Genomic DNA, 22,733 nt, shown 5'->3' with positions numbered 1-22,733 from the left:
TGAGCCTTTAGGCGGTTTTGATACTGTATTCATAAACTGGAATTTCACCCAATGAAAGGATGTCATCTTTACTGCGCACACGGCGATCCAAAAACTCGGCCACTAACGCAAAAAAACAGCCTAGCATTGTGCCTACAATCAGTGAGAATGGAATAATCAGCAGTAAACTCGGGTTGTTAGGTGAGGATGGCGGTGTAGCCGTTTCCAATACGGCAATATCCGCCTGATTTGATTGGCCCTCTAATATGGTCTGACTGAAGCGGTTATTGACAGAGGCGAGTGCATTTTGAGCGATTTCAACCTCTTTCTCCATAATTGAAAGTTCTGAGCGGGATCTGTTTAACGTCAGCACCTTTTGTTTTTGGCGTTCCAATTGTGTTTTAACATCACCTAAACGCTGAGAGTTAATATTTGCACTGTTACTCAAACCAACAACAGTCCTGTCAATTTCTGTTTGCAGCTGGCTTCTGAGTTTTGAGGCCTCGGCTTCGGCAGCAATGTAGGATGGATGGTTTTTGCTATATCGCTGGCCCATTTCGGCCAGTTTTGACTCGGCCGTGACTAGGTTTACTCGCAAATTCTGGATGATGGGGTTGAGCGCAACATCAGGTGAGTCGCTCATATTTTTTGCGGCATCGTTTCTTCTGGAGTTAGCCTCAATAGATTGCGATTGCATCAAACTATACTGAGTGGATAAGTCCCTTAATTTAGAGCTCTCCACATCGTAAGTATCTAATATACTCGTCAACCCATGCTCCTGTTGATAGTTTGAAAGTTTTTCCTGAGCTTTCTGCAAGTTATCACGTAATACTTTGGTTTGCTCAGACAAATAATGTGAGGCTTTAATCGCTGGATCCATCTTTAACTTCAGGCTTACATTGATATAGGATTCAGCGAATGCATTTGCCATCGTTGCTGCAAATGTAGGCTCTACACCTTTATAGGAAATGTTAATGACACTACTCTCCCTTGAAGGTGTTACATCCAATTTGCTAGATAAGCGATCAGCTAACCAGTCGACAATGTCCGATTTAACATTGCCACTCTTAGTGGCATTGGCGTAGTCACGCTTGATAGAGTCTATCTCTATCAGATTTAAATGCTTAACTACATCAACTGCTACATTCTTACTTTTAATAATGTCAATTTGAGTACCCATATAGCCTGGTAATAATTGAGCCGGCATGGATACGCCAGTCACTGGATCTACCCCTTTGTAGTTAAGCAGTACTGTCGCTGTCGCTAAAAAGTTTTTCGGCAACAGCATGCTCACTGTCACTGCTGTCAGTAAAGTAATCACCGCTACCAGTAAGATGATGTAACGTCGAACTTTTAAGATTATTGCTAGTTGTAAAAAATTCATATGGCTGCCTGATTAAATTAAAGCAAACTTTCTTCGATGAACAACACATCTTCGTCCATCAGGGTGCTTGTGAGATCGGATGATTGTTTGACCAATGCGCCTTCCGCATTTTTACGATGCAACTTCACTGAACGTTGTGTTCCACGTACGGTTAAACCGCCTGCTTTTGCAATTGCTTGCATTATCGTCATATTCTTATCAATCTTGTACATGCCAGGGCGTTGTACTTCACCATAAATGTAAACTTGCGGCGCTTTCGGAATATAAACGACATCACCAGGCGTGAGCTCTTTATTTAATTCACTGGCAGGAGATCTAAACAAGTCATCGATATTGATCTCCTGAGTAACTGCCGTGCCAGATCGAGAGGTCGTAAAAAACAACGTTTCGCCAGCTGTTTCGTTTGCACCGCCAGCCAATGCGACGAAATCACTAATTTTACGCGTACCACCTTGAATGCCGTATTTACCTGGTCTCAATACCTGACCAGCAACAGCCACATCGCGCACACTAATATAAACGGTCTCTCCACCAACCAATCCTAGATCTTGCACATTCAAATTACGATGCTCAATTACTTCATTCAAATCATATTCGCTACGTTTTTCACCGCGCACTACAGTGATAATTTCTGAGGCTTCAGAGGTTAAACCACCAGCTTCCGCGAGAATATCTTTCACATCAGTTGGGTGCGTGATGGGATATCTGCCAGGTTTAAGGACACCACCCAATACAGAGACTGTTTTGCTTTTAAACTCGAGAATTAACACCGAAACCTGAGGATTGGCAATAAAGCCGCCACGTTTCAATTGCTCTGCAATTCTTTTTTCCGCTTGAATGGTAGTTAAACCACCTACACCAACCTCACCAATTAAAGGTAGTGTAATTTCACCAGTTTCAGCTACTCGCGTTTCCCGCGTTAAATCAGCATCGCCATATACAACTATTCTAAGAGAGTCCCCTGCACCGAGCGTATAGTCTGCATGGGCTAACGCACTAAACAGCGTAAACACCGCTACTAATAAATATTTAAAATATCGCGTCATACTCTTGTTCTCTTCAATTTAAAATTTCGGAATAGTTAACCACGAGAAGATTAACTTTTTATTTACTTTATTGGACGACTACTTTTTTTGAATCACTTGCAACTGAACCTGCTCTAGTTTCGAATACCTCAACTTTGGCAAGCGCCTTTAACCGATTAATTTCTTTTGCAACATACTCCTGCTGACGTTTGTCTGTGAGCATATGAGTCGCAATTTGTTCTGCTTGTGATGCTTGAACAGAGTATGGCTCAATTGACGATATAGACTTTACGATCACCTTATTAGTATCGTGAGCAAATAACAAATCCCCCGTTTTAAGATTTTTTATTTTGTCTAACAACGGGAGCGGTAAGCCATCCGTAGAAAATCGATTATTCACAGTCTGATATTTAATCCCTTTTTCATCCAGCAACTGACGCAGTAAGTCCAAGCTCGTCACTTCAGACTCTAACCAATGTAAGTCCAATTGATCAACGTTGTTCTCGAATACAGTGTCAACTGTATTAAATATTTTACGCTGAGAAAAGTATTGCGGATGTTCGCCAATAAACTGCTGTATTTCCTTATCGTTAGGAGGTGGCAATTTAGCCAGTTTTTTAGCAATATAGGCCTGAGCATAAACCTGAGCTTTGGCGGAGGTGATAGCCTCTTGCACCTCTGGGGTACGATCTAAATTTAATTTTAAAGATTCTTGTACCAAAAGCTGCCTGTCAATTAAACCAGTTATCAATTTTTGAGACAACTGCACAGGGTCATTTACTTTGGTTTTAATTTTCTGCAACTCTATCTTGAGCTGAGCAACTGTAATTTCATCTCCGTTAACTTGGGCAACTATTTGCGACGTTTGTTTAGTTGACTCATCTGATGAGCAAGCCGCCAGAAACACAGCATATGTGGCAGGATTAAGTAATATTTTAATTATTATTCTTTTATACAAAATGAATCCCATTAGTAAAGATTAAATTTTCAACTCAATATTCACACTGGTCAGTGTGTCATCAAAGTTGAATCTGGAGACATTTGAATTACGGCTAGACTTCGTACTTCTTAAGGAAAAACCTATGTTTTTTGTTGGATTCCATCCAATAAAGCCTGCAAAAGCATCCTCTTTATCCAACCGGCTAGAGTCAAATTGTCCTCGGCCACCAAAATCCCTTTCAGTGTATCTAAGATTGATACCTGCTTGAATTTTAGAAGTGACTTCATAAGAAATTTGTGCAGTAACCGTGTCTGAAATTGAGTACGCGGTAGATTCAGTTTCAAATGGGGCTAAAATTCTCGTCAAACCAAAACTCGACTTAATTTTGCCTGTAATCATTAAATCATAATTCAAATATCCAACATAAGATTGGTAGTTTCGAATAGTGAAGTTATCATATTCTCTTTCAAGATAGCCTATCTTGCCAATTAGTTTGCTCCTACCTGGATCCTGCAAAAATAAATCTACCTCATATTCCCTTTCAGAGTATCCATTATCAAAAGCAATTATAGGGTCAAGAGGTCGTTTTTTATATTCCCCCTTCCTTGAGTGACCAAGGAAGGTAATCATTGCTCCAGAAGGAAAGCTGTAAGCGGCTCCGTAATCTAAACCGGTAGAGTCAAAATCAGAGATTGCCGTAAATGTTTCAGTATTCTCAAGGCTTGCTTGGCTAACGCCTAATATCAAGCTCCAAACTTTATGAGGTGAGTATTGTGCTCTGAACTGATTATCTGTCAGCGTTCTAATATTTCTTGTGGTATTTAAGAAATCACCAAAGCTGTTGAGAGATTGGGTTCTTTGGGACGACAAAGTGCCAGTTAAATTTGGAGTTAAAGACCAAAGCCATGATCCATTGTAGTTGGTGGCTGCAAAGTCAAGATAGTCGTTTTCATTATATTTATTATCCACATACGAAATATCCAAAACGAATCGCTGCAAAGAATATGTTTTGTCTAATTTCACCCCAAAAATTGAAGTCGTGATTTGCTCAGCAACCTCATTATTAGAGCGTCTGAACAAATTACTATCATAGGTTTTATTCATTGAGGCTTTAAACTGTAGCGTATCTAGCTCATCAGCCATACTTATAAGTGGCATTGCAACAAAGATTAGTGCGGCCCAGTATTGAATTGGTCGATGTAGATTTACTTTATGGGATTGCTTGCAGGGTGACATGAGTTTTTAAGCAATAACAAATATGATATTTGAGTTACATTCTAACCTGTAAACATGCATTTATTGCTACCAAAATTTAACTTTTTGGTAGCTGCAATGAGAATTATTAAATCAGCTTTACAGTATACGCAAGCTTTCAAGTCGGTTTTATGACATTTAGGCTGCATTCGCACTGCCATTCGGCGATTGATGTTAAGCATTAATTTGGTTAAACTCAAACGGTATATAGAAATAAGTAATCCATGAAAAAAACTATCAGACCGCCAATTAGAACAATCTCCGGATTATCTTCGGGGCCCCGAAGCCCCCTTTACTTCATCGAATCCATTGTAGAGCCCCTCGTATTAGTCTTTTTTATGTGGGGCATTTTTATTTATTTCGAAGACAGAATTCCCATCTCTATCTTCTTCACCTCGATATTGCTGTTTTCGGTGACTTTTCCTAGCGGTGCAAAAATTCGCCTGGGATTTTGGAAAATGGTGCGGGATGTCATTTTTCAATGGCTTTTGCTTGCGGGCATGGTACTGGTATTTGCGCGGATTACGGGCTACATCACGCTGTATACCCCAGAAATTATATACACCTGGTTAATAGGAACGCCGATTGCCCAGATTCTTGCGTTAACGGCGCTGAAGGAGCTCTCTCCGTTCTTTATCAGCCTGCAGGGCCCTATCAAAAATGCAGTCATTATCGGCCTCAATGAACAAGGCCTGGCCGTAGCAAACAACTTGCTGGCAGATGAGTATAGCCGTGTTTCTGTATTAGGCTTCTTTGAGGATCGTGCGCCGGAACGTGCGCCGCAAGACCATGGCTTTGAAATTCTGGGCGCCCTGACGGACATTCCTGCCTATTGCAAGAGCAACCAGATTCATACGATCTATATTGCGCTGCCAATGTCTAGTCACCCGCGTATTTTGAAATTGTTGGATGATTTAAAAGACACCACCGCTTCCATCTACTTTGTGCCGGATATTTTCGTCACAGACTTGATTCAAGGCCGTGTGTCTGACGTCAATGGTATTCCGGTAGTGTCGGTATGTGAAACACCTTTTACCGGCGTGGATGGTTTAATTAAACGTACAGCAGATATTTTGTTCTCGCTGTTTGTATTGATATTGATTTCACCTATCTTGTTAGGGGTCGCCTTAGGGGTGAAGCTCACCTCCCCTGGCCCCATTATTTTCAAGCAACGGCGCTATGGTTTGGATGGTGAGGAAATTCTGGTCTATAAGTTCCGCTCAATGACTGTTACGGAAGATGGCGTTACAGTCACTCAAGCAACAAGGAATGACCAGAGGATTACTCCGCTGGGTGCCTTCCTGCGTAAATCGTCATTAGATGAGTTGCCGCAGTTTATTAATGTGTTGCAAGGACGCATGAGTGTGGTTGGCCCACGCCCGCATGCCGTGGCGCATAACGAAGAGTACCGCAAGCTGATTAAAGGCTATATGGTGCGTCATAAGGTAAAACCGGGCATTACCGGCTGGGCACAGGTCAATGGCTTCCGTGGCGAAACCGACACGCTGGAAAAGATGGAGCAGCGCGTGCACTATGACCTGGAGTATTTGCGCAACTGGAGCCCGCGTCTGGACATGCTGATCGTGGCTAAGACCGCATGGTTAACGATCGTCGGCCAGGATGGCGCTTATTAGTAATTAGTATATATCGTTAAAAATGCCCGCCGCATAATGGCGGGCATTTTTATTTAATCAAGCCCAAATAAATCTCGTGTATAGACTTTACTCATCACATCCTCTAACTCATTCGTTTTTCGGTTAGTGACAATCACATCAGCCACTTGTTTAAAGTGGTTTAAGTCACTTATCACCTTGGAGTGATAAAACTCTTCAGCCTCCAATGCAGGTTCATAAACAACCACCTCAATGCCACGCGCTTTTATGCGCTTCATAATGCCCTGAATAGACGATGCCCTGAAATTATCTGAGCCTGTTTTCATCGCCAGTCGATAGATACCTACCACCTTGGGGTTTTGTTTAATAATACTCATAGCAACAAAATCTTTGCGCGTCGTATTGGCATCCACAATGGCATTGATGAGATTCTGCGGTACCTGCGAGTAATTTGCTAACAATTGCTTGGTATCTTTAGGCAAACAGTAGCCGCCATAGCCAAATGATGGGTTGTTGTAGTGATTGCCAATACGTGGATCCATACAAACGCCTTCAATAATCTGGCGCGTATTCAAATTATGTGTCTCGGCATAAGTGTCCAGCTCGTTAAAATAAGCGACACGCATGGCAAGAAAGGTATTGGCAAACAACTTGATAGCTTCGGCCTCGGAGCTATTGGTTAACAGGACAGGTGTATCTGGCTTGAGGCTGCTATCTTTAAGTAAGTTGGCAAACTTCTGTGCTCGCTCAGACACCTCGCCAACCACAATGCGCGATGGATGCAAGTTATCGTATAGCGCTTTGCCTTCACGTAAAAACTCCGGCGAGAAAATCAAGTTGCCACAGTTGAGCTTGGCACGGATTTTTTCAGTATAGCCAACAGGAACCGTCGACTTGATTACCATGACTGCCTCAGGATTGATGGCCATCACATCTTTAATCACCGCCTCAACAGATTTTGTATTGAAGTAATTGGTTTCTGCATCGTAATCGGTGGGGGTAGCAATTACCACAAACTCGGCATTTGTATAGGCTTCGTTTTTATCAGTAGTTGCTTTGAAGTTTAATGATTTGTTAATCAAGAAATCTTCAATTTCATGATCAGCAATAGGAGATTTCTTTTGGTTAAGTAGTGCCACTTTCTCCGCCACAATATCCAGCGCGACAATTTCATTTTTTTGCGATAACAAAACCGCAAGCGACAAGCCCACATAACCAGTACCAGCAATAGCAATTTTCATTAGGACAGCTCACAGATCGTTAATAAAAAGTTCACAGATAATAACAATATAAAATATTTATGTTATTTAATTAGAATATGTGATGCCATTGCATTCAACATTCCCCCCACCCAATCCGTACGCAAGCAATCCAATACCTGCACATCGTCCATGCCACGTAACCAGGTGAGCTGGCGTTTGGCGAGCTGGCGAGTGGCGTATACACCATGCTCTCCCAAAGTAGCTAAATCAATATCACCATTCAAATATTGCAACGCTTGCCGGTAACCAACGCAGCGCATACTGGGACTATCCACCGTGAGTTGCGGATACTCAAGCAACAAGCTTTTGACCTCATCTACAAAGCCATGCTTGAGCATGATCTGAAAGCGTTCGGCAATGCGCTGATGCAAGACACTGCGATCACTTGGCATCAAGGCAAGTTTAAGGATATTGAACGGTAACGATACTTTTTGCGACTGCGCACGTAAAGCACTCATGGATTTACCGCTGATGCGGTAAACCTCTAATGCGCGTTCTATGCGCTGCGAGTCTGTGGTGTGAATCTTGGCGGCAACGGCCGGATCGATGCTAGCCAATTGCGCATGCATTGCTGGCCAGCCTGCAGCATTCGCCTCCGCTTCAATCTGGGCACGGATGGTTAAATCGGCTTCTGGCAGATCACTCAGGCCATGTTGCAAGGCATTGAAATACAACATAGTGCCACCGACCAGCACTGGGATACGACCATGAGCAGTCGCTGTATGCATCAGTGCCAGGGCGTCTTTGGCAAATTGTGCCGCAGAGTATTGTTCCAGCGGTGAAATAAGATCGATTAAGTGATGCGGCGCCTGGCGCAAGGTCTCGGCGTCGGGTTTAGCGGTGCCGATATCCATGCCGCGATATACCAGTGCGGAATCGACACTGATAATCTCAACCGGAAAGCGCTGTGCTAAAGCAATGGTCGCCGCGGTTTTGCCGCTGGCAGTGGGACCCATTAAAAAGATTGCCGGTGGCAAACCGGCATGATGATTGGTGCGCATACAGTTGAAACTGGGCTAACGAAAAATAGTGACGCAGAACACTGAAACTAATCGTATTTGACGTAGCTGAAGCGCAGGTCACTCTGTGGCGTACCTTCCAGTGCAGAGCCTGCTTGTAACTGCGGCTGCCATTGCACCACTTCTTCAATTTTGCGTGCCAGTTCGATGTCTTTCATCGTAATGCCTTTGGCGCTGTGTGTGCACAGTTTGACGATGACAAAGGCATAGGACACGGTTAAGTCTGGATGATGCCAGGCAGCTTCGGCCAGATGACCAACGGTGTTGACCACCATCAGTGTACCCTTCCAGCTGTTGGTTTTATATTTACGGCGGATCCAGCCATCCTCATACACCCAATGCGGTAATGATTCAGAAAAATGTTGCTGGATTTCTTGCTCGGTGAGTACCTGGTCGGTCATAACGCCCTCCTGACTATAGGCTACTAAAGCGTGACAGTATACCTCAGCTCGCCGTCGAGCTTAAGCGCGGCTTTCGTCCAGTAATGAAAGCATGGCGGTGATCACCGTCAGGTCGGCACTGGTGCCTGGATTAATTTTTTCCTGCTTGAGAGCCTGATCCCATTTTAGTAAATCAGGCATGTAGTGTTTCGGGTTCTCCAGGGCAACAAAGACCTGGTAATGCGCACTGGCGGCCTGCTGTACTTCTACTGCTCTGGCCTGGCCATATTTTCTGGCGATATGGCTGTCTGGTACGCTCGCCAGCCAATATAAATAAACGGCCGTTAACGCCCAGGCAGGCCGCTGCCAGCGCTGGTAACAATCAGTGTAAAGCGGTATCGCAGCCGTAAAAATACTGGCATAGCCATCCACGTACTGGCGTGCCACCATGTCATTCGCGCTGGCTAATTGCATGGCTTGCAGCAAGGTGATTTGCGGCGCCTGTGATACGTCATGCTCGTCGCGCTGACCCATGCCGGCCGGGCTGACCAGGCGGATGCCCTCATAGACCGAGGCTGCATCGTCCACGGTGGTTTGCTGTAACACTTGCTGCAAACCAGCTGACAGCGATAACTGTGGATATTGCAAATAAGCTTGCACCACGGGCGCAGCCAGCAAAATAATACCCAAATTGGTATTGCAACCTACTTTGGCGTGGGTCGCCTGCAAAGCGTGCAAGATACGCTGGCCCAGTGTCCGCGTGCCGAATAGCTGATCATCACACAATGCTGGCGCAGAAACTTCGGCGCTATGGATAAAGTCCTGTACCCGCATGCCATGGCCATCGGCAAAAATATGCACATTGCCAGACTTGAGGGCTTCCAGTTCGGCCAGGCAGGCGTTCAGGTAGGCTTGCTGTACGCCTGCGCTCATGGCTGGCCTTCTGCCACGTTGGCCAATTGCAGTAAATCATTCACCAATACATCGGCAATCTCAAAATGGGTAATACTTTGCAGGCCGCGCCAGGCTGGAATACTGTTGACTTCGATCACCCATAACTTGCCATGTTTATCGCGCATCACATCTACACCTGCATAATCAATGCCTACAGCCTGCGCAGCTTTGACGCCAATGTCAGCCACATCGACCTCATCACATGCGCTGCAGCGTGCACCACGCGCCACGTTATGCAGCCAGCTATCGCCCTGCCGTTTCATGACCGCAATGGGCTCGCCGCGCACTACAAATACGCGGTAATCATGCTGATAAGGACCGCAATCAATCTTCTCTTGCAGGTAATAAACGCCATCGACAAACTGGTCTTGCGGTAGTGCAAACTGCGCACGTGTTTCGATTAAGCGTACGCCCTTGCCTTGTGAACCGAATAGCGGCTTGATCACCAGTGTTTTTCCGGCATCCAGCGCTTGCTGCATAATGCCATGCGCCACGTCACGGTGCTCGCACACCCACGTATTAGGCGTGGCCACGCCCTGCTCAGCCAGCAATTGGCTGGTCAGGCCTTTGTCCACAGTGGTTTCAATGGCACGCGCGTGGTTATAAATGGTCATCCCCTGGCGTTGCAAGGTATGCAAAAGATTCATGCGCGTGATAATTTGCTGCGTAGTACCGGCAGCGACACCACGTACAAATGCCAATGGTGCGCGCTGACTCAAACCGGGAATATGTACAGTGACCTGCTGTTGAAGGATGCTGATATGGCAACTATCGAGTGACACCATATGTGCATGCCAGCCGCGGCGTGCAAATGCCTGTGCCAGGCTTTGGCCATGCCAGCCACCAGCCTGGGCCACTTCGTCAGTGAAAATGGGAATAACTTGCATGATAAAAATGACTGCGTGGGCGAATAACAGCGTTACGCGGTACTCGAAATCCTCATGTACTCAATGTACATTCCGGTTTCTGCGTTCCGTGCGCCTTGTTCTTCATCCCACTCGTACATTTTAATTAAGAAAATACGTTATAACTACCCACCAAATGATTGATTCAAAAGGTCTTCATTGAATTTTCCGGTAAAGAATGTTTTGCCGGATTTAAGGTTAGTCACGCTTACTTTGGCTGGCGAGAACAACATCGGGTCAATCTGGTAAAAGTCCATATTCACCGCTTTAAACACGTCGGCAAACGGACGACCATAGTCTTTAGAGGATGAAGAAGGTAATTGTTGTGCCAGCTGCTCAGCAGCGGCATCGTCAGTATTGACGAACAACTGCACAAAACCACCAAACAGGATGGCGTCATTGGTACGGCCCATGCCGACAATAAAGTCTGGCGATGGCGCAGGGATAGGTGCAACGCCATAGCCATCGACAATGGCACTCAAGTCAAAATGCAAGGTGTGGCATTTGTGCAATGCAACCTCCAGCACGCGCGCGGTCACTTGCAGTGAACCGGCAACGCTGCGTGTGGGCGTCAGAATAAAAGTCAGCTTGTTGGCAGCTAAACCGGTGTCCCTGGCGACTTTTTCAATAACTTGCACTGGCGGCACTTTATCGGTTTCCAGTACTAATACCGTTTGTTCGCCTTTGTCGCTGTAGTTGATATCCTTAAACACCTCTTCGCGCTGGGCAATGGCACGTGCCGGGCCGCTACCGAGTGAGAAAAATTTTTCGTGTGACAATGCCCAACCGGCATACTGACTGCCTAAACAGGCAATCACCGGCTGTTTGGCCGTCACCACGACACTCAGTGGCCAATTGGCAAACTGTGGCACATGGCGCAAAGCAACACTGCCCAAACCACCCATGCAAATCTCGGCAATAATACGACCAGCTTCCAGCCCGCCCGGCGCCTGAATGCCGGCGTCAACGATGGTCGCGCCGCTTTCATGCGTAGATACCGCACAGCCCAGGGCTGGTGCGTTGGCAATCAGCCCGGCCACCAGCGGTGCACTATATTCTTGTACGCTAATGGATGTTGAATTCGATGTTGTCACAGACATAAGTCCCCCATAATTTTTCTAAACGTGTTTTTTTATCCAGCAAAGCCTGTTGTACTTCGCGGTCTGATTGCCCTTCTGCATAGACACTGCAAATGGGCTGCCCAGCGGTGATATTGCCACCACAAGGCCTGTCTTCCAGCCAGTCTGGAAAGCTTAACTGGCTGACATCTATCGTTTTTCTCGCATACATGATGCAATGACTGGCCGCGTTTCTTTGTTGCGCTAGCGCAGGCACAGCCTCATGCAAGAAACTGGCCATATGCGCTTGTATTAATGGCAGCGCCATATATAAACGCATACTGGCACTCAGCCTTGGATTGACTTCAATGACATGTAATGTGCCTTCATGCCAAATCGCATCAATACTATTGATGCCAACCAAACCTAATGCTGGCACCAGTGCCTGCAATACATGATTTGCGGCTTCATATAGCAACGCATCATGCAAACGTGTGGCGCCAGCATAAGCGTAACTGCCTGCATGTTGCCTGAGTGCATGCACACCTATCAAGGTGACAGACTGCGCATGCGCTAAAAATAATATACCTATTACCTGCCCCGGCTGGAATGCTTGCCAGTAGCCACGCTCAACTTCATTTATCTCGGATTGCCAATGTTGTACATGGCAGCCACCGCACTGCCCTGCCTGCTTATATAACCACTGCCCTGTTGTTGGTTGAGTGTCAGCAATTGACGGCGATTGCACACTATGTGCATCGCAACATGCCTTTAGCCATTGCGGGGTTTTCACACGACCAACCGTTGCGGGCAGATTAGCAAGTAAAGCATAACGGGCAGACAACACACCGTAGCTTGCCAGATTGGCTTCCAATCCCGAGCCGATCAAGACTGCATCGGGCTGAAAAGCATCTAATGCTGCAAACAAACCTGCCATTTCATCGCCAGGCTGCTGTTCGCATAGACCTGGCCATTGATATACCGATTGTGCGGCCTGCCGCGTATCCGCATCTGCAAACGCATCGACGGCGAATACGCTAAATCCTTCTTGTTGCGCCATCTGGCTATAGATGCGCGCACTTTGAGACAAGATTGCCAGCCGCAAGAATCACCTTATTCTACGTGTGCACAGGCATATTCATAGGCCTGATGATAATCAATATGCATCGGGCTTTCGCTTTGCAGCATCTGCTCCAGCAATTTGTTCTGTGTGACATACTTCAGTTGACCAATGGCCAACGCGCCAAACCCTGCCACTTGCGTGCCTTCAATCAGACCGCCATTAGAGAAGGTATCGACACCCTCAATCCCGGAGGGCGGCACAGCGTTGACATCAGCCACGACTTTCAGTGTTTTGGAGTTGGCAAACTGGGCCACTTCCAGCACACGAATGCCTGCTGGTGTGGCGCACAACGCAACGGTTGCTTCATTTAAGACGGCAATTTTGGCGGCTTCAGTACTGCCATCAACGACTTGCAATGTCACGCCATAGCTGGAGGACAATTTATCCACATAGGCTTGCATGCTCTCTACGCCAGCATGCGCCACCATAAATACCGTTGATCCCTGGCGGGCAGCAATCAATGCGGCGGTGGAGCCAACGGTGCCACTGGCACCAAAAATAGCGATTTTTTCTTTGCCCAGGCCGCTGCCAGATTTTTGCAAATAGAAATCAACCTTGGCCAGCATGGCTGCCGCGGTAGTAAATGCACCAGAAGGATCAGAAAATGTGTGGCATTCAAATGGCTTAAACATGGCACTGCGTGCCTGTTTCTGCATCTCGAGGGCAACCTGGATATCGCGGCCACCAAAGAACAGCGCCTGTTGCTTTAAACCACTCGGACTGCGGGAGAAAATCGCATCTTGCGTCAGCGCAACGATTTCATTCAAGGTCACATCGGTGTAAGAAATAATTTTTTCGTAGCCGGCATCAAACGCCATATTCACATCAAATGGGCTGGCATTTTTTGCGGCTGTAAACAAATGCATAATACTGGTTTTTTTCATTATTCCCCCCGGAACCGTTCGTTAATCAAACCTACAGCCAATATACACACTTCCAGCGCAGTTCAAAATAAAGAGTAGACCGTGAAAATCATAACTTTTCAAAATTATCTTAAAAAGTTTTAATTTGCCACATCTTCTATCTTAATACATGCAGGCTGATTCACTGCCGCGCTGACCAGAAAACCGAGCGTGGTCTGCTCTGCATATTTTTTAAGGAATTGCATTTGCATGGCGATCGCCTCGGCACGCGATGGTAGCAGCACAAAACCTGTCGGCCCCCAGGAGGTTTGCCCGACACCGGCATAGCCCTGCTGCTGCAATGTTTGCAAGATGCCGGCGACCGCTTTGCTGGCATAGGCGCCGCCTTGTGCAGGCGCAAAGTACTCAGCATTGTAGGCTTGCAGTGCACCGATAAACTGGCTGAACCCGGCAAAGTCTTGCTCGATGAGTGCTGGCAGGCCCAGGCTCAATAACTGTTGCTGTATCGCTTGTGTGGCCGCCAATGATTGTGGTGCCAACTGTTTGAATGCGGTTTTCTCGCCTTGTCCATGCAAACCGTCGCGGCTGTTGTCCATAATCAATAAAAAATGCCAGTCAGACGGAAACGCATGACGCGCCAGCATAGGCGGCACTATCGTTTGCGCATTGCGGCCGCCATCAATCACCAAGCCACCATGTTTAAATGTGGCTATGCCGATGCCTGAACGGGCGCCACGCTGGTGAATCGCAGCAATCGCGGCGGCTTCTACTGGTCTATCTAATAAACTGTTGGCTGCTGCGCCTAACGCCAGGGCCATTTGTGTGCCTGAGCCCAGGCCGCCATGACGTGGAATCGCCTGTTGAATGGTCACGTTCAGCTCGGCTTGCGTTTCGCAGACAGCTAAATGGCGTTGCAAGATGGCAGAGGCCCATGGATCCAATGCCAGCTGTTGCGGGCCGCCACTAATACTTAATGAAGTTTGAAAGGCATCAATCGCGACGCCGACGCTGCCAAACTGACGTTGAGTCTCTCGACTCAGGTTGAAAAAACCGAGATGTAGGCGACCATAAGTGGTCACACTGACCCTGCGCTCTGCGGGAATTACTGCATTCATGGCGTTTTATTATATTGATGCTAAAAAAAATGAATTGCCACCCTTATGGCGACGTGACATTAAAACATGATTTTGGCATAATGACCGTTATAAAAGTCATTCTGTAATCAGACGATGTCCGGCAAACAGCCTCTATTTATCGAATTCAATCCGTTGCATTCCGCGATAGATTACCACCAGTTTTAAAATAATTAAGGGTTTTATATGGTAAGTCATGTTATTCCATTTGAGAATCTACGAAACACTGATGTGCCGTCCGTAGGGGGCAAAAATGCTTCTTTGGGCGAAATGATTTCTCAACTCACAGCCAAGGGCGTACGCGTACCTACCGGCTTTGCGACCACCGCAGATGCTTATCGTGAGTTTTTGGCGCAAGGTGGATTAAACAACAAGATCAACGACTTGCTTGATAAACTGAATGCAGACGACACTCAGGAATTGGCCCGTGTTGGCTCACAAATTCGCCAGTGGATTATGGAAGCCGAGTTTCCACAAGCCCTGCAAACAGCGATTGCTGAAAACTATGCCAAACTGATTGAAAGATCAGCACAAGGCACTACCTTCGCGGTGCGTTCATCTGCGACGGCAGAAGACTTGCCAGATGCCTCTTTCGCTGGTCAGCAAGAGTCTTTCCTGAATATCCATGGCCTGGAAAACATTAACCACGCCATTAAAGAAGTATTTGCTTCTTTGTATAACGACCGTGCGATCTCCTACCGCGTACACAAAGGCTTTGTGCATGCAGATGTGGCTTTGTCCGCAGGCGTGCAACAAATGGTGCGTTCAGACATCGGCTGTGCCGGTGTGATGTTTACCATTGATACTGAATCTGGTCACCGCGATGTGGCCTTCATTACCTCCTCTTACGGCTTAGGTGAAACCGTGGTGCAAGGTGCCGTCAACCCGGATGAGTTCTATGTGCATAAACCATTGCTGGCACAAGGCAAGCCAGCCATCGTCCGCCGCACTATGGGTTCAAAACTGATCAAAATGATCTTTTCTGATGCCACCCAGGCAGGTAAATCCACGCATACCGTGGACGTTGATGCTGCAGAAAGCAATCGTTACTCCCTGACAGACGCAGATATTCTGGAACTGGCTAGCTACGCGATGACGATTGAGCAACACTATGGCTGCCCAATGGACATTGAGTGGGGTAAAAACGGCCTGGATAACAAGCTGTACATCCTGCAAGCACGTCCTGAGACTGTGAAATCGCAAGAAGCGGCTAAAAACATCACTGAAACCTTCAAACTGCAAAAGCATTCCTCCGTGCCTGTGGTTGCCGGCCGTGCTGTGACGCAGAAAGTAGGCGTGGGCCCGGTACGTATCGTGCTGGATCCGGCCGATATGCATGAAGTTCAACCAGGCGACGTGCTGGTTGCCGACATGACCGACCCTAACTGGGAACCCGTGATGAAGCGTGCCAGCGCACTGGTGACCAACCGTGGCGGCCGTACCTGCCATGCGGCGATTATTGCGCGTGAACTGGGTATCCCGGCGATTGTCGGCTCAGTGAATGCCACAGATTTGCTGCGTGATGGCGAGATGGTGACAGTGTCTTGTGCTGAAGGTGAAACTGGTTTTGTTTACCATGGCGCCCTGGACTTCGAAGTGTCTACGCAATCTAACAGCGCACTGGCAAAACCGCCTTGCAAGATTATGATGAACGTCGGTAACCCTGACATGGCGTTTACCTTTGCTCAAACACCAAACGACGGTGTAGGCCTGGCACGTTTAGAGTTCGTGATTAACAACATGGTTGGCATTCACCCAAAAGCTATCTTGAATGTCGATGCCATGCCAGCGGCCATCCAGGCAACGATCAAAAACCGTGCACGTGGCTATGCCAGCCCGAAACAGTTTTATATTGATAAAGTGACAGAAGGTGTAGCGACCATTGCCGCGGCTTTCTATCCAAAACCAGTGATTGTACGTACCTCAGACTTCAAGTCTAACGAGTACAAAAAACTGGTTGGCGGTGACATTTATGAGCCGGACGAAGAAAACCCGATGATCGGCTTCCGTGGTGCGGCGCGTTATATGGCAGAAGACTTTAAAGAGTGCTTTGCCATGGAATGCCAGGCCATGAAAAAAGTGCGTGATGAACTGGGCCTGACCAACGTTGAGTTGATGATCCCATTTGTACGTACGCTGGAAGAAGCGCGCGCTGTGACTGAAATCATGGCAGAGAACGGTCTCAAACGCGGTGAAAACGGCCTGCGCCTGATCATGATGTGTGAAATCCCGGCCAATGCCTTGCTGGCAGAACAGTTCCTGGAATACTTCGATGGTTTCTCCATTGGCTCTAACGACCTGACCCAGCTGACATTAGGCATGGACCGTGACTCCGGCATTTTGGCAGACGGTTTTGACGAGCGTAACGATGCGGTGAAAGTATTGCTGAAAATGGCGATCAACACCTGTAACCGCTTGGGCAAATACGTCGGCATTTGTGGTCAGGGCCCTTCTGACCATGAAGACTTTGCCGAATGGCTGGTGGCTGAGGGCATCCAGTCTGTGTCACTCAACCCTGACACAGTGGTTGCCACCTGGCAGCGTTTGACCAAGAAGTAAACCTAGGCAGTAAACTTTAGCAATCAACTCAAGGCGTTACCATGAATCACCGTTCTGTTTTTATTATTTCTGATGGCACGGGGATTACAGCTGGCGCCTTGAGCAAACTGCTGGAACACTTTCCGAATACCAAGTTCACCACTACTCGCCTGCCCTTCACGGACAATGACGAGAAAGTGCAAGCCGCTTTTGAGCATATCCAGAAAGTGGCTGCCCAAGATGGTATTCGCCCGATTGTGATCATGTCTGTCGGTAATGGCGAACACCGCAATCACCTCAAGCAGGCCAATGCCTACTTTATTGATTTATTCCACCGCTTTATTTACCCGCTAGGCTCAGAGCTTAATCAGGAGCCACTGACTGGTGCCAGCATTGCGTATAGCGCCATGGGCAACAGCTACTCTGAGCGCATGGAAGCCATTAATTTCACGCTCAATCATGATGACGGCATGACCAATACCGGTCTGGATGAAGCTGAAGTGATCCTGATTGGTGTGTCCCGCTGCGGTAAAACACCGACCAGCATTTACCTGGCCATGCAGTTTGGCATTAAAGCCGCCAACTACCCATTGATTCCAGAAGACTTTGAACGTGGCGCCTTACCTGCGGCTTTGCAAAAAAATATCGACAAGATTTTTGGCCTGACCATCAAGCCCGAGCGTTTGCACTCTGTGCGTAACGAACGCCGCCCTGATAGTTTTTATGCCTCACTGGATAACTGCCGCAAGGAAATTGAAATTGCTGAAGGCATGATGCGCAGTGCAGGCATTCCCTGGGCAGACTCCACCAGTCGTTCGATTGAAGAACTGTCTGCGCTGATCCTGCAAAAAATTCGCCAGCGCTAAGGCTGGCGTTTTTTAAACCCTGACGGCGGCTTCTCGCCGCCTGACTTATCATGCAAATATTACGCTGCCATCGCCATTTCACGCATTGGCGTTGCTTGTACTCTTGCAGTTTGTGGTTTCAACATATCCCCACGCCAAAAGTAATAAAACTCACGACAAACACTGAGGAAAGTGTGCTGTGAACCCAGCGCATTAAACAATGGCAGGTTTCTGTCCACCATCTGGCGGTAACTATGGGATTGTTTGTGCGAAATATGGCGTAGCGACAGCAGCAGGCATTTTGCCATGCGCATGCGCTCTTTAAATACCGCGGGCTCAAAACCGCGAACCAGCGTGACTTGTTCAAAAGCATCCATGACTTGTGTTTCGTGGAGAGTCATCGCCGTCTTATCCAAATCATACCAATGCTTGAATAATTCATCCTGCGTGACCATGGCGACAGGCGTGCTGCCATTAAATACTTTGGCCTGGCTCATGGCCGCAATGGCTTTGATATCGCGCACCCAGAATGAGAAGAATTCGCGAATCACCGGCAAGATACTTGGAATTTCAGCAGGATCAATGCTGGCAATAAAACGGTCGACCGCATGTCGGTAATGGCTGCCATCACAAGGAATATCTTTCAGGAAAGCACTGACACGAATAATGATGAACTCGCGCTGTACCAGCACACGCTCACTCACACCCTGCCCGGTCAGCAACTTGACGTAAGCTTTTTGAGCTTCTTCTTCTCTGGTCATTTCCATGATTGACTCCCTTGTCGATTCTGAATAATGTCCTGCAAGCTCGCAGGCATTGACAGCTTTATATTAAAACAGGCAGTCCTTGTTCAAACATGTAATGAAATCGGTAAATGCCCCATATTTCGGGGCTTGCGCTTAAGTGGCAGTCGCTGCGACAGGCGGCTTGGGTTTGCGTGCCAACAGCAGTAACAGGCTGCTAAGCACCGTCATCCCCAGCATGGCGGCCGCCAAGGTGAAGGTCGAGTGCCATACCAAGGGGACAATCAATGCCGAGCTCACGGTAGAGCACAGCATTTGCATAAATGCCTGCGCCGAGGCGGCAGTACCGCGCAGGGTCGGATAGCAATCAAGGGCGGCGATTGATAACACAGGCATGGCTGCCGCCATACCCACGTTAAACAAGGCAATCGGTAAAATGGCTAGCCACCAGTCGCTGTGCGTGGTGGTGCTCGCCCACCATTGCACACCCACATTACAACTGGCAATGAATACCATCCAGGCAAATGCCCAGTGCAGAATGCGCGCTGGCGCCACTTTACCCGCTGTATGGCGTGAGATCCATGACCCAAGCATCATGCCAGTCACCGTAGGAATAAACAGATAGCCGAATTGCTGGCTGTTTAAATGCAAATGCTTGACCAGGAAAACCGGGCTGGCCAGCACATAAATAAAAAATGCAGAGAAGTTCAAGCCCAGGCAAGCGATGAGGCCAAGAAATACCTTATGCCTCAGCATCTTGCTATAGGTGGCGATAATCCCTTTCACCGAGAATACGATACGTTTTTCCGGTGTCATGGTCTCCGGCAGGTAGCGCACCGCCATCCATAGCGCAATCGCAGCATAAACAGATAAGAAAATGAAAATCGCTTGCCAGTGTATGCCCAGCAATACGCCGCCTAAAATGGGGGCCACTGCTGGGGCGATGCCGAATAATAACTGTACAGTTGCCATCACCCGTTGCGCTTGTGCACCAGAAAACAGGTCGCGCACCATGGCGCGTGCCACCGTGTTGCCCGCCCCGCCACTCACGCCTTGCAAGGCGCGGAACAGCCACAAGGTCTGCACGTTGGGGGCAAATGCACAGCCCAGGCTCGCCAGCGCGAAAATGGCCAGTCCCCATTTAATAGTGGTGATGCGCCCGATAGCATCTGAAATGGCGCCGTGACACAGCGTCATCATGGCATAGGGTAGCAAATACAAGGTCAGGCTCTGCTGGATCGCCAGTTCATCCGTACCAAACTCAGCGGCCATGACATGAAACGCAGGCAGATAGGTGTCAATTGCAAATGGCGCTAACGCAGCCAACCCAGCCAAGACCAGCACCAGGGTAGAAGAACGGGATTTCAACATGAACAACCTTGTAAAAAAGCAAAGGTGCCCTCAGGCACCTTTAAGATTATAAGCCACAATGGCAGGCATGCGCAGCCTTAAGGCAAGGCGTGAAACTGCTCGATTCTTTCCTTGCCACCTTCGACATATTTTTTGGAGTTTTTGTCCGTTCTGAAAATGATGGGCTGCTCACGTACCAACGGATTTTGTGAGTTGATCAACGCTTCATCAATCAAATGGCGATTAGGCGATTTAGTGCATACCGGATCCGCCATTTCAGCATCACCACTTAGCAAGTAGGACTGGCAACGGCAACCGCCCAGATCATTTTCTTTTTCGTCACAACTGCGGCAAGGCTCTTTCATCCACTCCATGCCGCGGTATTTGGTAAATGCTGGTGACTCTTTCCAGGCCCATTCCAGGCCATTTTCGCGCACATTCGGGAACGTCATACCGGGTAAGACTCGTGCCGAATGGCATGGCAAGACATCGCCATTGGCGGTCACAATCATGAATACTTCGCCCCAGCCATTCATACATTTCTTGGGCCGGTCAGCAAAGTAGTCGGGGACCACAAAGAATACCTTCATTTTATTGCCCACGCGCTCCCTGAACGCATTGGTAGCCGCTTCCGCACGATCTAATTGTTCGCGGGTAGGCATCAGTTGGTCACGGTTGACCAGGCTCCAGCCGTAATACTGCGTATTGGCCAGCTCGACATAGTCAGCCCCCAAGGCTTCAGCCATTTCCAGGATTTTGCCCACCTGGTCAATGTTATAACGGTGTATCACTACATTCAACACCATGGGGTAGCCATGCGATTTAATCATGGCTGCTACTTTTTTCTTCAACTCGAAAGTGCGCGTATTGGTAATAAAGTTGCTGATGTCTTCAGTAACATCGTGCATGGAGAGCTGGATATGGTCCAGGCCGCCTTCTTTAAACGCCTGGATACGCTTTTCAGTCAGGCCGACACCTGAGGTGATCAGGTTGCTGTAATAGCCTAACTTATGCGCTTCGGCGACAATCTCTTCAATATCATCACGCAACAAAGGCTCGCCACCAGAAATCCCCAACTGGATGGCACCCATTTTACGCGCATCACGCAAGGCGCTGATCCATTGCTCAGTCGTTAATTCATTTTTGGTGTGCTTGTCATAATCGGTCGGGTTATAACAAAACGCGCAATGTAGCGGACAGCGATAAGTGACCTCAGCCAACAACCATAAAGGCTGCTTCTGTGTGACGCTTGCTGCAACACCATTATTTAACTGTGCCATGATGCCCTCGTTTCGGATTAATTCAGCTTGCGCAACCAGGCTTTACCAACGGCCAGGTCAAACATGCCTAAAATATCATTCTCAATGTCTTCGGCATCGGGAAAGCTTGTTTTCAAATCAACAACAATCTCTCCGACCGTGGTTTTACCATCCACACGCTTCAGTATTTCACCGGCGCCCCCATGCAATTTCACCATGCCCTCAGGAAACAGGATGACGTAGCTTTGCTGCGCTTCTTCCCATTGAAAACGATGGTGCAAGGCGATGGCGTAGATATCTGAATGTTGAATGTTATTTTCCATAGAATTACTTTCGTCACTTATCTAAACTTGATCACGGGTTGACGTGTGTAGTCGCGGTCTTCCACCTTGATCTGGGTGCAGGCCAGCATAATGGCATCGGCCACTACCCATAACACATCCAGCTTGAATTGCAGGATATCCAGCGCACGCAGCTGCATATCGCGGCTCACACTGAAGTAATCCAGGGTAATGTCCAGGCCTTGCTCTACGTCGCGTCTGGCTTCTGTCAGGCGTTTTTTAAAGTAAATAAAGCCTTCTTCTTTGACCCAGGGATACATGGTTGGCCAGGAGCTGATGCGTTGCTGGTGAATATGCGGTGCAAACAGCTCGGTCAGGCTAGAGCAAACGCTTTCCTGCCAGGGGCGCTGACGGGCGAAGTTGACATAGGCATCCACCGCAAAACGCACGCCTGGCGAAACCAGCTCCAGTGAGGTGATCTGCTCGCGTGTTAAACCAACGGCCTCACCCAGCTTAACCCAGGCCTCGATGCCGCCTTCAGAGCCTTCGTAACCATCATGGTCGGTAATCCGGTGTATCCAGCCTTTACGCACCTCTTTGTCCGGGCAGTTAGACATGACTGCCGCATCTTTTTGCGGGATCATGATCTGGTAGTAATAGCGATTCGCCACCCAGCACTGTAACTGCTCTTTGCTTAACTTGCCTTCATACATCAGCACATGAATCGGGTGGTAGATATGGTAACCCTTCCCTTTTTCGCGGAGCTTGGCTTCAAACTCTTCACGGGACCATGGCAAGTTGTCGTTGCTGACTGCGTTCATATTG

The 22,733-nt window shown here is 47.9% G+C and carries 21 protein-coding genes; 3 read left to right on the top strand and 18 right to left on the bottom strand.

The features are described 5' to 3' along the window. Window positions 1-7: 7 nt before the first annotated feature. The 4 genes from epsF to epsL form a co-directional block, all read right to left on the bottom strand. A complete protein-coding gene (epsF, locus tag OH31_RS13940) occupies window positions 8-1,363 on the bottom strand; it encodes a chain length determinant protein EpsF (protein ID WP_024931209.1) in 1,356 nt (451 codons plus the stop codon). 17 nt (window positions 1,364-1,380) lie between these two features. Then, a complete protein-coding gene (locus OH31_RS13935) occupies window positions 1,381-2,409 on the bottom strand; it encodes an SLBB domain-containing protein (protein ID WP_019882398.1) in 1,029 nt (342 codons plus the stop codon). Between the two features lie 67 nt (window positions 2,410-2,476). Next, window positions 2,477-3,346 (bottom strand): EpsD family peptidyl-prolyl cis-trans isomerase, encoded by an 870-nt coding sequence (locus OH31_RS13930; protein WP_242402302.1) that lies wholly within the window; start codon window positions 3,344-3,346, stop codon window positions 2,477-2,479. 21 nt (window positions 3,347-3,367) lie between these two features. Beyond that, window positions 3,368-4,564, bottom strand: a complete 1,197-nt coding sequence (gene epsL, locus OH31_RS13925) for an XrtB/PEP-CTERM-associated polysaccharide biosynthesis outer membrane protein EpsL (protein WP_369751524.1) — start codon at window positions 4,562-4,564, stop codon at window positions 3,368-3,370. Window positions 4,565-4,920: 356 nt separating this feature from the next. Here epsL and OH31_RS13920 point away from each other — a divergent pair, with 356 nt between their 5' ends. Further along, complete coding sequence (locus OH31_RS13920; protein WP_019882402.1) at window positions 4,921-6,216, top strand: undecaprenyl-phosphate glucose phosphotransferase; 1,296 nt, start codon at window positions 4,921-4,923, stop codon at window positions 6,214-6,216. A gap of 53 nt (window positions 6,217-6,269) precedes the next feature. Here the strand turns inward: OH31_RS13920 and OH31_RS13915 are convergent, their stop codons facing one another. The 9 genes from OH31_RS13915 to OH31_RS13875 all read right to left on the bottom strand — a co-directional run bounded on the left by OH31_RS13915 (window position 6,270) and on the right by OH31_RS13875 (window position 14,874). Next, window positions 6,270-7,436, bottom strand: a complete 1,167-nt coding sequence (locus tag OH31_RS13915) for a nucleotide sugar dehydrogenase (RefSeq protein WP_024931206.1) — start codon at window positions 7,434-7,436, stop codon at window positions 6,270-6,272. A 62-nt stretch (window positions 7,437-7,498) separates the two neighbouring features. Beyond that, complete coding sequence (miaA, locus tag OH31_RS13910; RefSeq protein ID WP_024931205.1) at window positions 7,499-8,458, bottom strand: tRNA (adenosine(37)-N6)-dimethylallyltransferase MiaA; 960 nt, start codon at window positions 8,456-8,458, stop codon at window positions 7,499-7,501. Between the two features lie 47 nt (window positions 8,459-8,505). Beyond that, window positions 8,506-8,877, bottom strand: coding sequence for a 4a-hydroxytetrahydrobiopterin dehydratase (locus OH31_RS13905; protein WP_024931204.1), 372 nt, complete (start codon window positions 8,875-8,877; stop codon window positions 8,506-8,508). Between the two features lie 60 nt (window positions 8,878-8,937). Beyond that, entirely contained in the window at window positions 8,938-9,789 is an 852-nt protein-coding gene (locus OH31_RS13900; protein WP_024931203.1) for a triphosphoribosyl-dephospho-CoA synthase, read from the bottom strand. After that, window positions 9,786-10,697, bottom strand: a complete 912-nt coding sequence (locus OH31_RS13895) for a RimK family alpha-L-glutamate ligase (protein WP_024931202.1) — start codon at window positions 10,695-10,697, stop codon at window positions 9,786-9,788. The genes OH31_RS13900 and OH31_RS13895 overlap by 4 nt, the downstream gene beginning before the upstream one ends. Before the next feature lie 143 nt (window positions 10,698-10,840). Next, window positions 10,841-11,815: a methenyltetrahydromethanopterin cyclohydrolase gene (gene mch, locus OH31_RS13890; RefSeq protein ID WP_024931201.1), complete on the bottom strand. Its 975-nt coding sequence runs from the start codon at window positions 11,813-11,815 to the stop codon at window positions 10,841-10,843. Then, window positions 11,781-12,863 (bottom strand): ATP-grasp domain-containing protein, encoded by a 1,083-nt coding sequence (locus OH31_RS13885; RefSeq protein ID WP_242402301.1) that lies wholly within the window; start codon window positions 12,861-12,863, stop codon window positions 11,781-11,783. The genes mch and OH31_RS13885 overlap by 35 nt, the downstream gene beginning before the upstream one ends. Window positions 12,864-12,886: 23 nt before the next feature. Then, complete coding sequence (locus OH31_RS13880) at window positions 12,887-13,780, bottom strand: NAD(P)-dependent methylenetetrahydromethanopterin dehydrogenase (protein ID WP_019882412.1); 894 nt, start codon at window positions 13,778-13,780, stop codon at window positions 12,887-12,889. A 119-nt stretch (window positions 13,781-13,899) separates the two neighbouring features. Further along, a complete protein-coding gene (locus tag OH31_RS13875; RefSeq protein ID WP_024931199.1) occupies window positions 13,900-14,874 on the bottom strand; it encodes a hypothetical protein in 975 nt (324 codons plus the stop codon). Between the two features lie 204 nt (window positions 14,875-15,078). Here OH31_RS13875 and ppsA point away from each other — a divergent pair, with 204 nt between their 5' ends. Continuing rightward, the gene (ppsA, locus tag OH31_RS13870; RefSeq protein ID WP_024931198.1) at window positions 15,079-17,451 is read left to right on the top strand and encodes a phosphoenolpyruvate synthase; all 2,373 of its coding nucleotides are present in this window, start codon (window positions 15,079-15,081) and stop codon (window positions 17,449-17,451) included. 41 nt (window positions 17,452-17,492) lie between these two features. Next, window positions 17,493-18,296 carry a pyruvate, water dikinase regulatory protein gene (locus OH31_RS13865; RefSeq protein ID WP_019882415.1) on the top strand — a complete coding sequence of 268 codons (804 nt, stop codon included), beginning with the start codon at window positions 17,493-17,495 and terminating at the stop codon, window positions 18,294-18,296. A 59-nt stretch (window positions 18,297-18,355) separates the two neighbouring features. Here OH31_RS13865 and OH31_RS13860 read toward each other — a convergent pair whose 3' ends face one another. The 5 genes from OH31_RS13860 to pqqC all read right to left on the bottom strand — a co-directional run bounded on the left by OH31_RS13860 (window position 18,356) and on the right by pqqC (window position 22,729). Next, window positions 18,356-19,042: a hypothetical protein gene (locus OH31_RS13860; protein WP_024931197.1), complete on the bottom strand. Its 687-nt coding sequence runs from the start codon at window positions 19,040-19,042 to the stop codon at window positions 18,356-18,358. A 132-nt stretch (window positions 19,043-19,174) separates the two neighbouring features. Continuing rightward, window positions 19,175-20,389 carry a multidrug effflux MFS transporter gene (locus OH31_RS13855; protein ID WP_024931196.1) on the bottom strand — a complete coding sequence of 405 codons (1,215 nt, stop codon included), beginning with the start codon at window positions 20,387-20,389 and terminating at the stop codon, window positions 19,175-19,177. Window positions 20,390-20,466: 77 nt separating this feature from the next. Beyond that, on the bottom strand, window positions 20,467-21,648 hold the full coding sequence (pqqE, locus tag OH31_RS13850; protein WP_024931195.1) for a pyrroloquinoline quinone biosynthesis protein PqqE: 1,182 nt from the start codon (window positions 21,646-21,648) through the stop codon (window positions 20,467-20,469). Window positions 21,649-21,665: 17 nt separating this feature from the next. After that, window positions 21,666-21,950, bottom strand: coding sequence for a pyrroloquinoline quinone biosynthesis peptide chaperone PqqD (gene pqqD, locus OH31_RS13845; RefSeq protein ID WP_024931194.1), 285 nt, complete (start codon window positions 21,948-21,950; stop codon window positions 21,666-21,668). Between the two features lie 17 nt (window positions 21,951-21,967). After that, window positions 21,968-22,729 (bottom strand): pyrroloquinoline-quinone synthase PqqC, encoded by a 762-nt coding sequence (gene pqqC, locus OH31_RS13840; protein ID WP_019882421.1) that lies wholly within the window; start codon window positions 22,727-22,729, stop codon window positions 21,968-21,970. Between the last annotated feature and the right edge of the window lie 4 nt (window positions 22,730-22,733).

This window comes from Methylophilus sp. OH31 (genome assembly GCF_000576615.1).
Classification (GTDB): domain Bacteria; phylum Pseudomonadota; class Gammaproteobacteria; order Burkholderiales; family Methylophilaceae; genus Methylophilus.
Note: the sequence above shows the minus strand (reverse complement) of the source record. Positions and strands in the feature narration are given on the sequence as shown.

Bases quoted from the DNA above. Each gene is read 5' to 3' on its own strand.
- epsF (WP_024931209.1), bottom strand. From the start codon at position 1,363: ATGAATTTTTTACAACTAGCAATAATCTTAAAAGTTCGACGTTACATC.
- OH31_RS13935 (WP_019882398.1), bottom strand. From the start codon at position 2,409: ATGACGCGATATTTTAAATATTTATTAGTAGCGGTGTTTACGCTGTTT.
- epsL (WP_369751524.1), bottom strand. From the start codon at position 4,564: ATGTCACCCTGCAAGCAATCCCATAAAGTAAATCTACATCGACCAATT.
- OH31_RS13920 (WP_019882402.1), top strand. From the start codon at position 4,921: ATGTGGGGCATTTTTATTTATTTCGAAGACAGAATTCCCATCTCTATC.
- OH31_RS13915 (WP_024931206.1), bottom strand. From the start codon at position 7,436: ATGAAAATTGCTATTGCTGGTACTGGTTATGTGGGCTTGTCGCTTGCG.
- miaA (WP_024931205.1), bottom strand. From the start codon at position 8,458: ATGCGCACCAATCATCATGCCGGTTTGCCACCGGCAATCTTTTTAATG.
- OH31_RS13905 (WP_024931204.1), bottom strand. From the start codon at position 8,877: ATGACCGACCAGGTACTCACCGAGCAAGAAATCCAGCAACATTTTTCT.
- OH31_RS13900 (WP_024931203.1), bottom strand. From the start codon at position 9,789: ATGAGCGCAGGCGTACAGCAAGCCTACCTGAACGCCTGCCTGGCCGAA.
- OH31_RS13895 (WP_024931202.1), bottom strand. From the start codon at position 10,697: ATGCAAGTTATTCCCATTTTCACTGACGAAGTGGCCCAGGCTGGTGGC.
- mch (WP_024931201.1), bottom strand. From the start codon at position 11,815: ATGTCTGTGACAACATCGAATTCAACATCCATTAGCGTACAAGAATAT.
- OH31_RS13880 (WP_019882412.1), bottom strand. From the start codon at position 13,780: ATGAAAAAAACCAGTATTATGCATTTGTTTACAGCCGCAAAAAATGCC.
- OH31_RS13875 (WP_024931199.1), bottom strand. From the start codon at position 14,874: ATGAATGCAGTAATTCCCGCAGAGCGCAGGGTCAGTGTGACCACTTAT.
- ppsA (WP_024931198.1), top strand. From the start codon at position 15,079: ATGGTAAGTCATGTTATTCCATTTGAGAATCTACGAAACACTGATGTG.
- OH31_RS13865 (WP_019882415.1), top strand. From the start codon at position 17,493: ATGAATCACCGTTCTGTTTTTATTATTTCTGATGGCACGGGGATTACA.
- OH31_RS13860 (WP_024931197.1), bottom strand. From the start codon at position 19,042: ATGGAAATGACCAGAGAAGAAGAAGCTCAAAAAGCTTACGTCAAGTTG.
- OH31_RS13855 (WP_024931196.1), bottom strand. From the start codon at position 20,389: ATGTTGAAATCCCGTTCTTCTACCCTGGTGCTGGTCTTGGCTGGGTTG.
- pqqE (WP_024931195.1), bottom strand. From the start codon at position 21,648: ATGGCACAGTTAAATAATGGTGTTGCAGCAAGCGTCACACAGAAGCAG.
- pqqD (WP_024931194.1), bottom strand. From the start codon at position 21,950: ATGGAAAATAACATTCAACATTCAGATATCTACGCCATCGCCTTGCAC.
- pqqC (WP_019882421.1), bottom strand. From the start codon at position 22,729: ATGAACGCAGTCAGCAACGACAACTTGCCATGGTCCCGTGAAGAGTTT.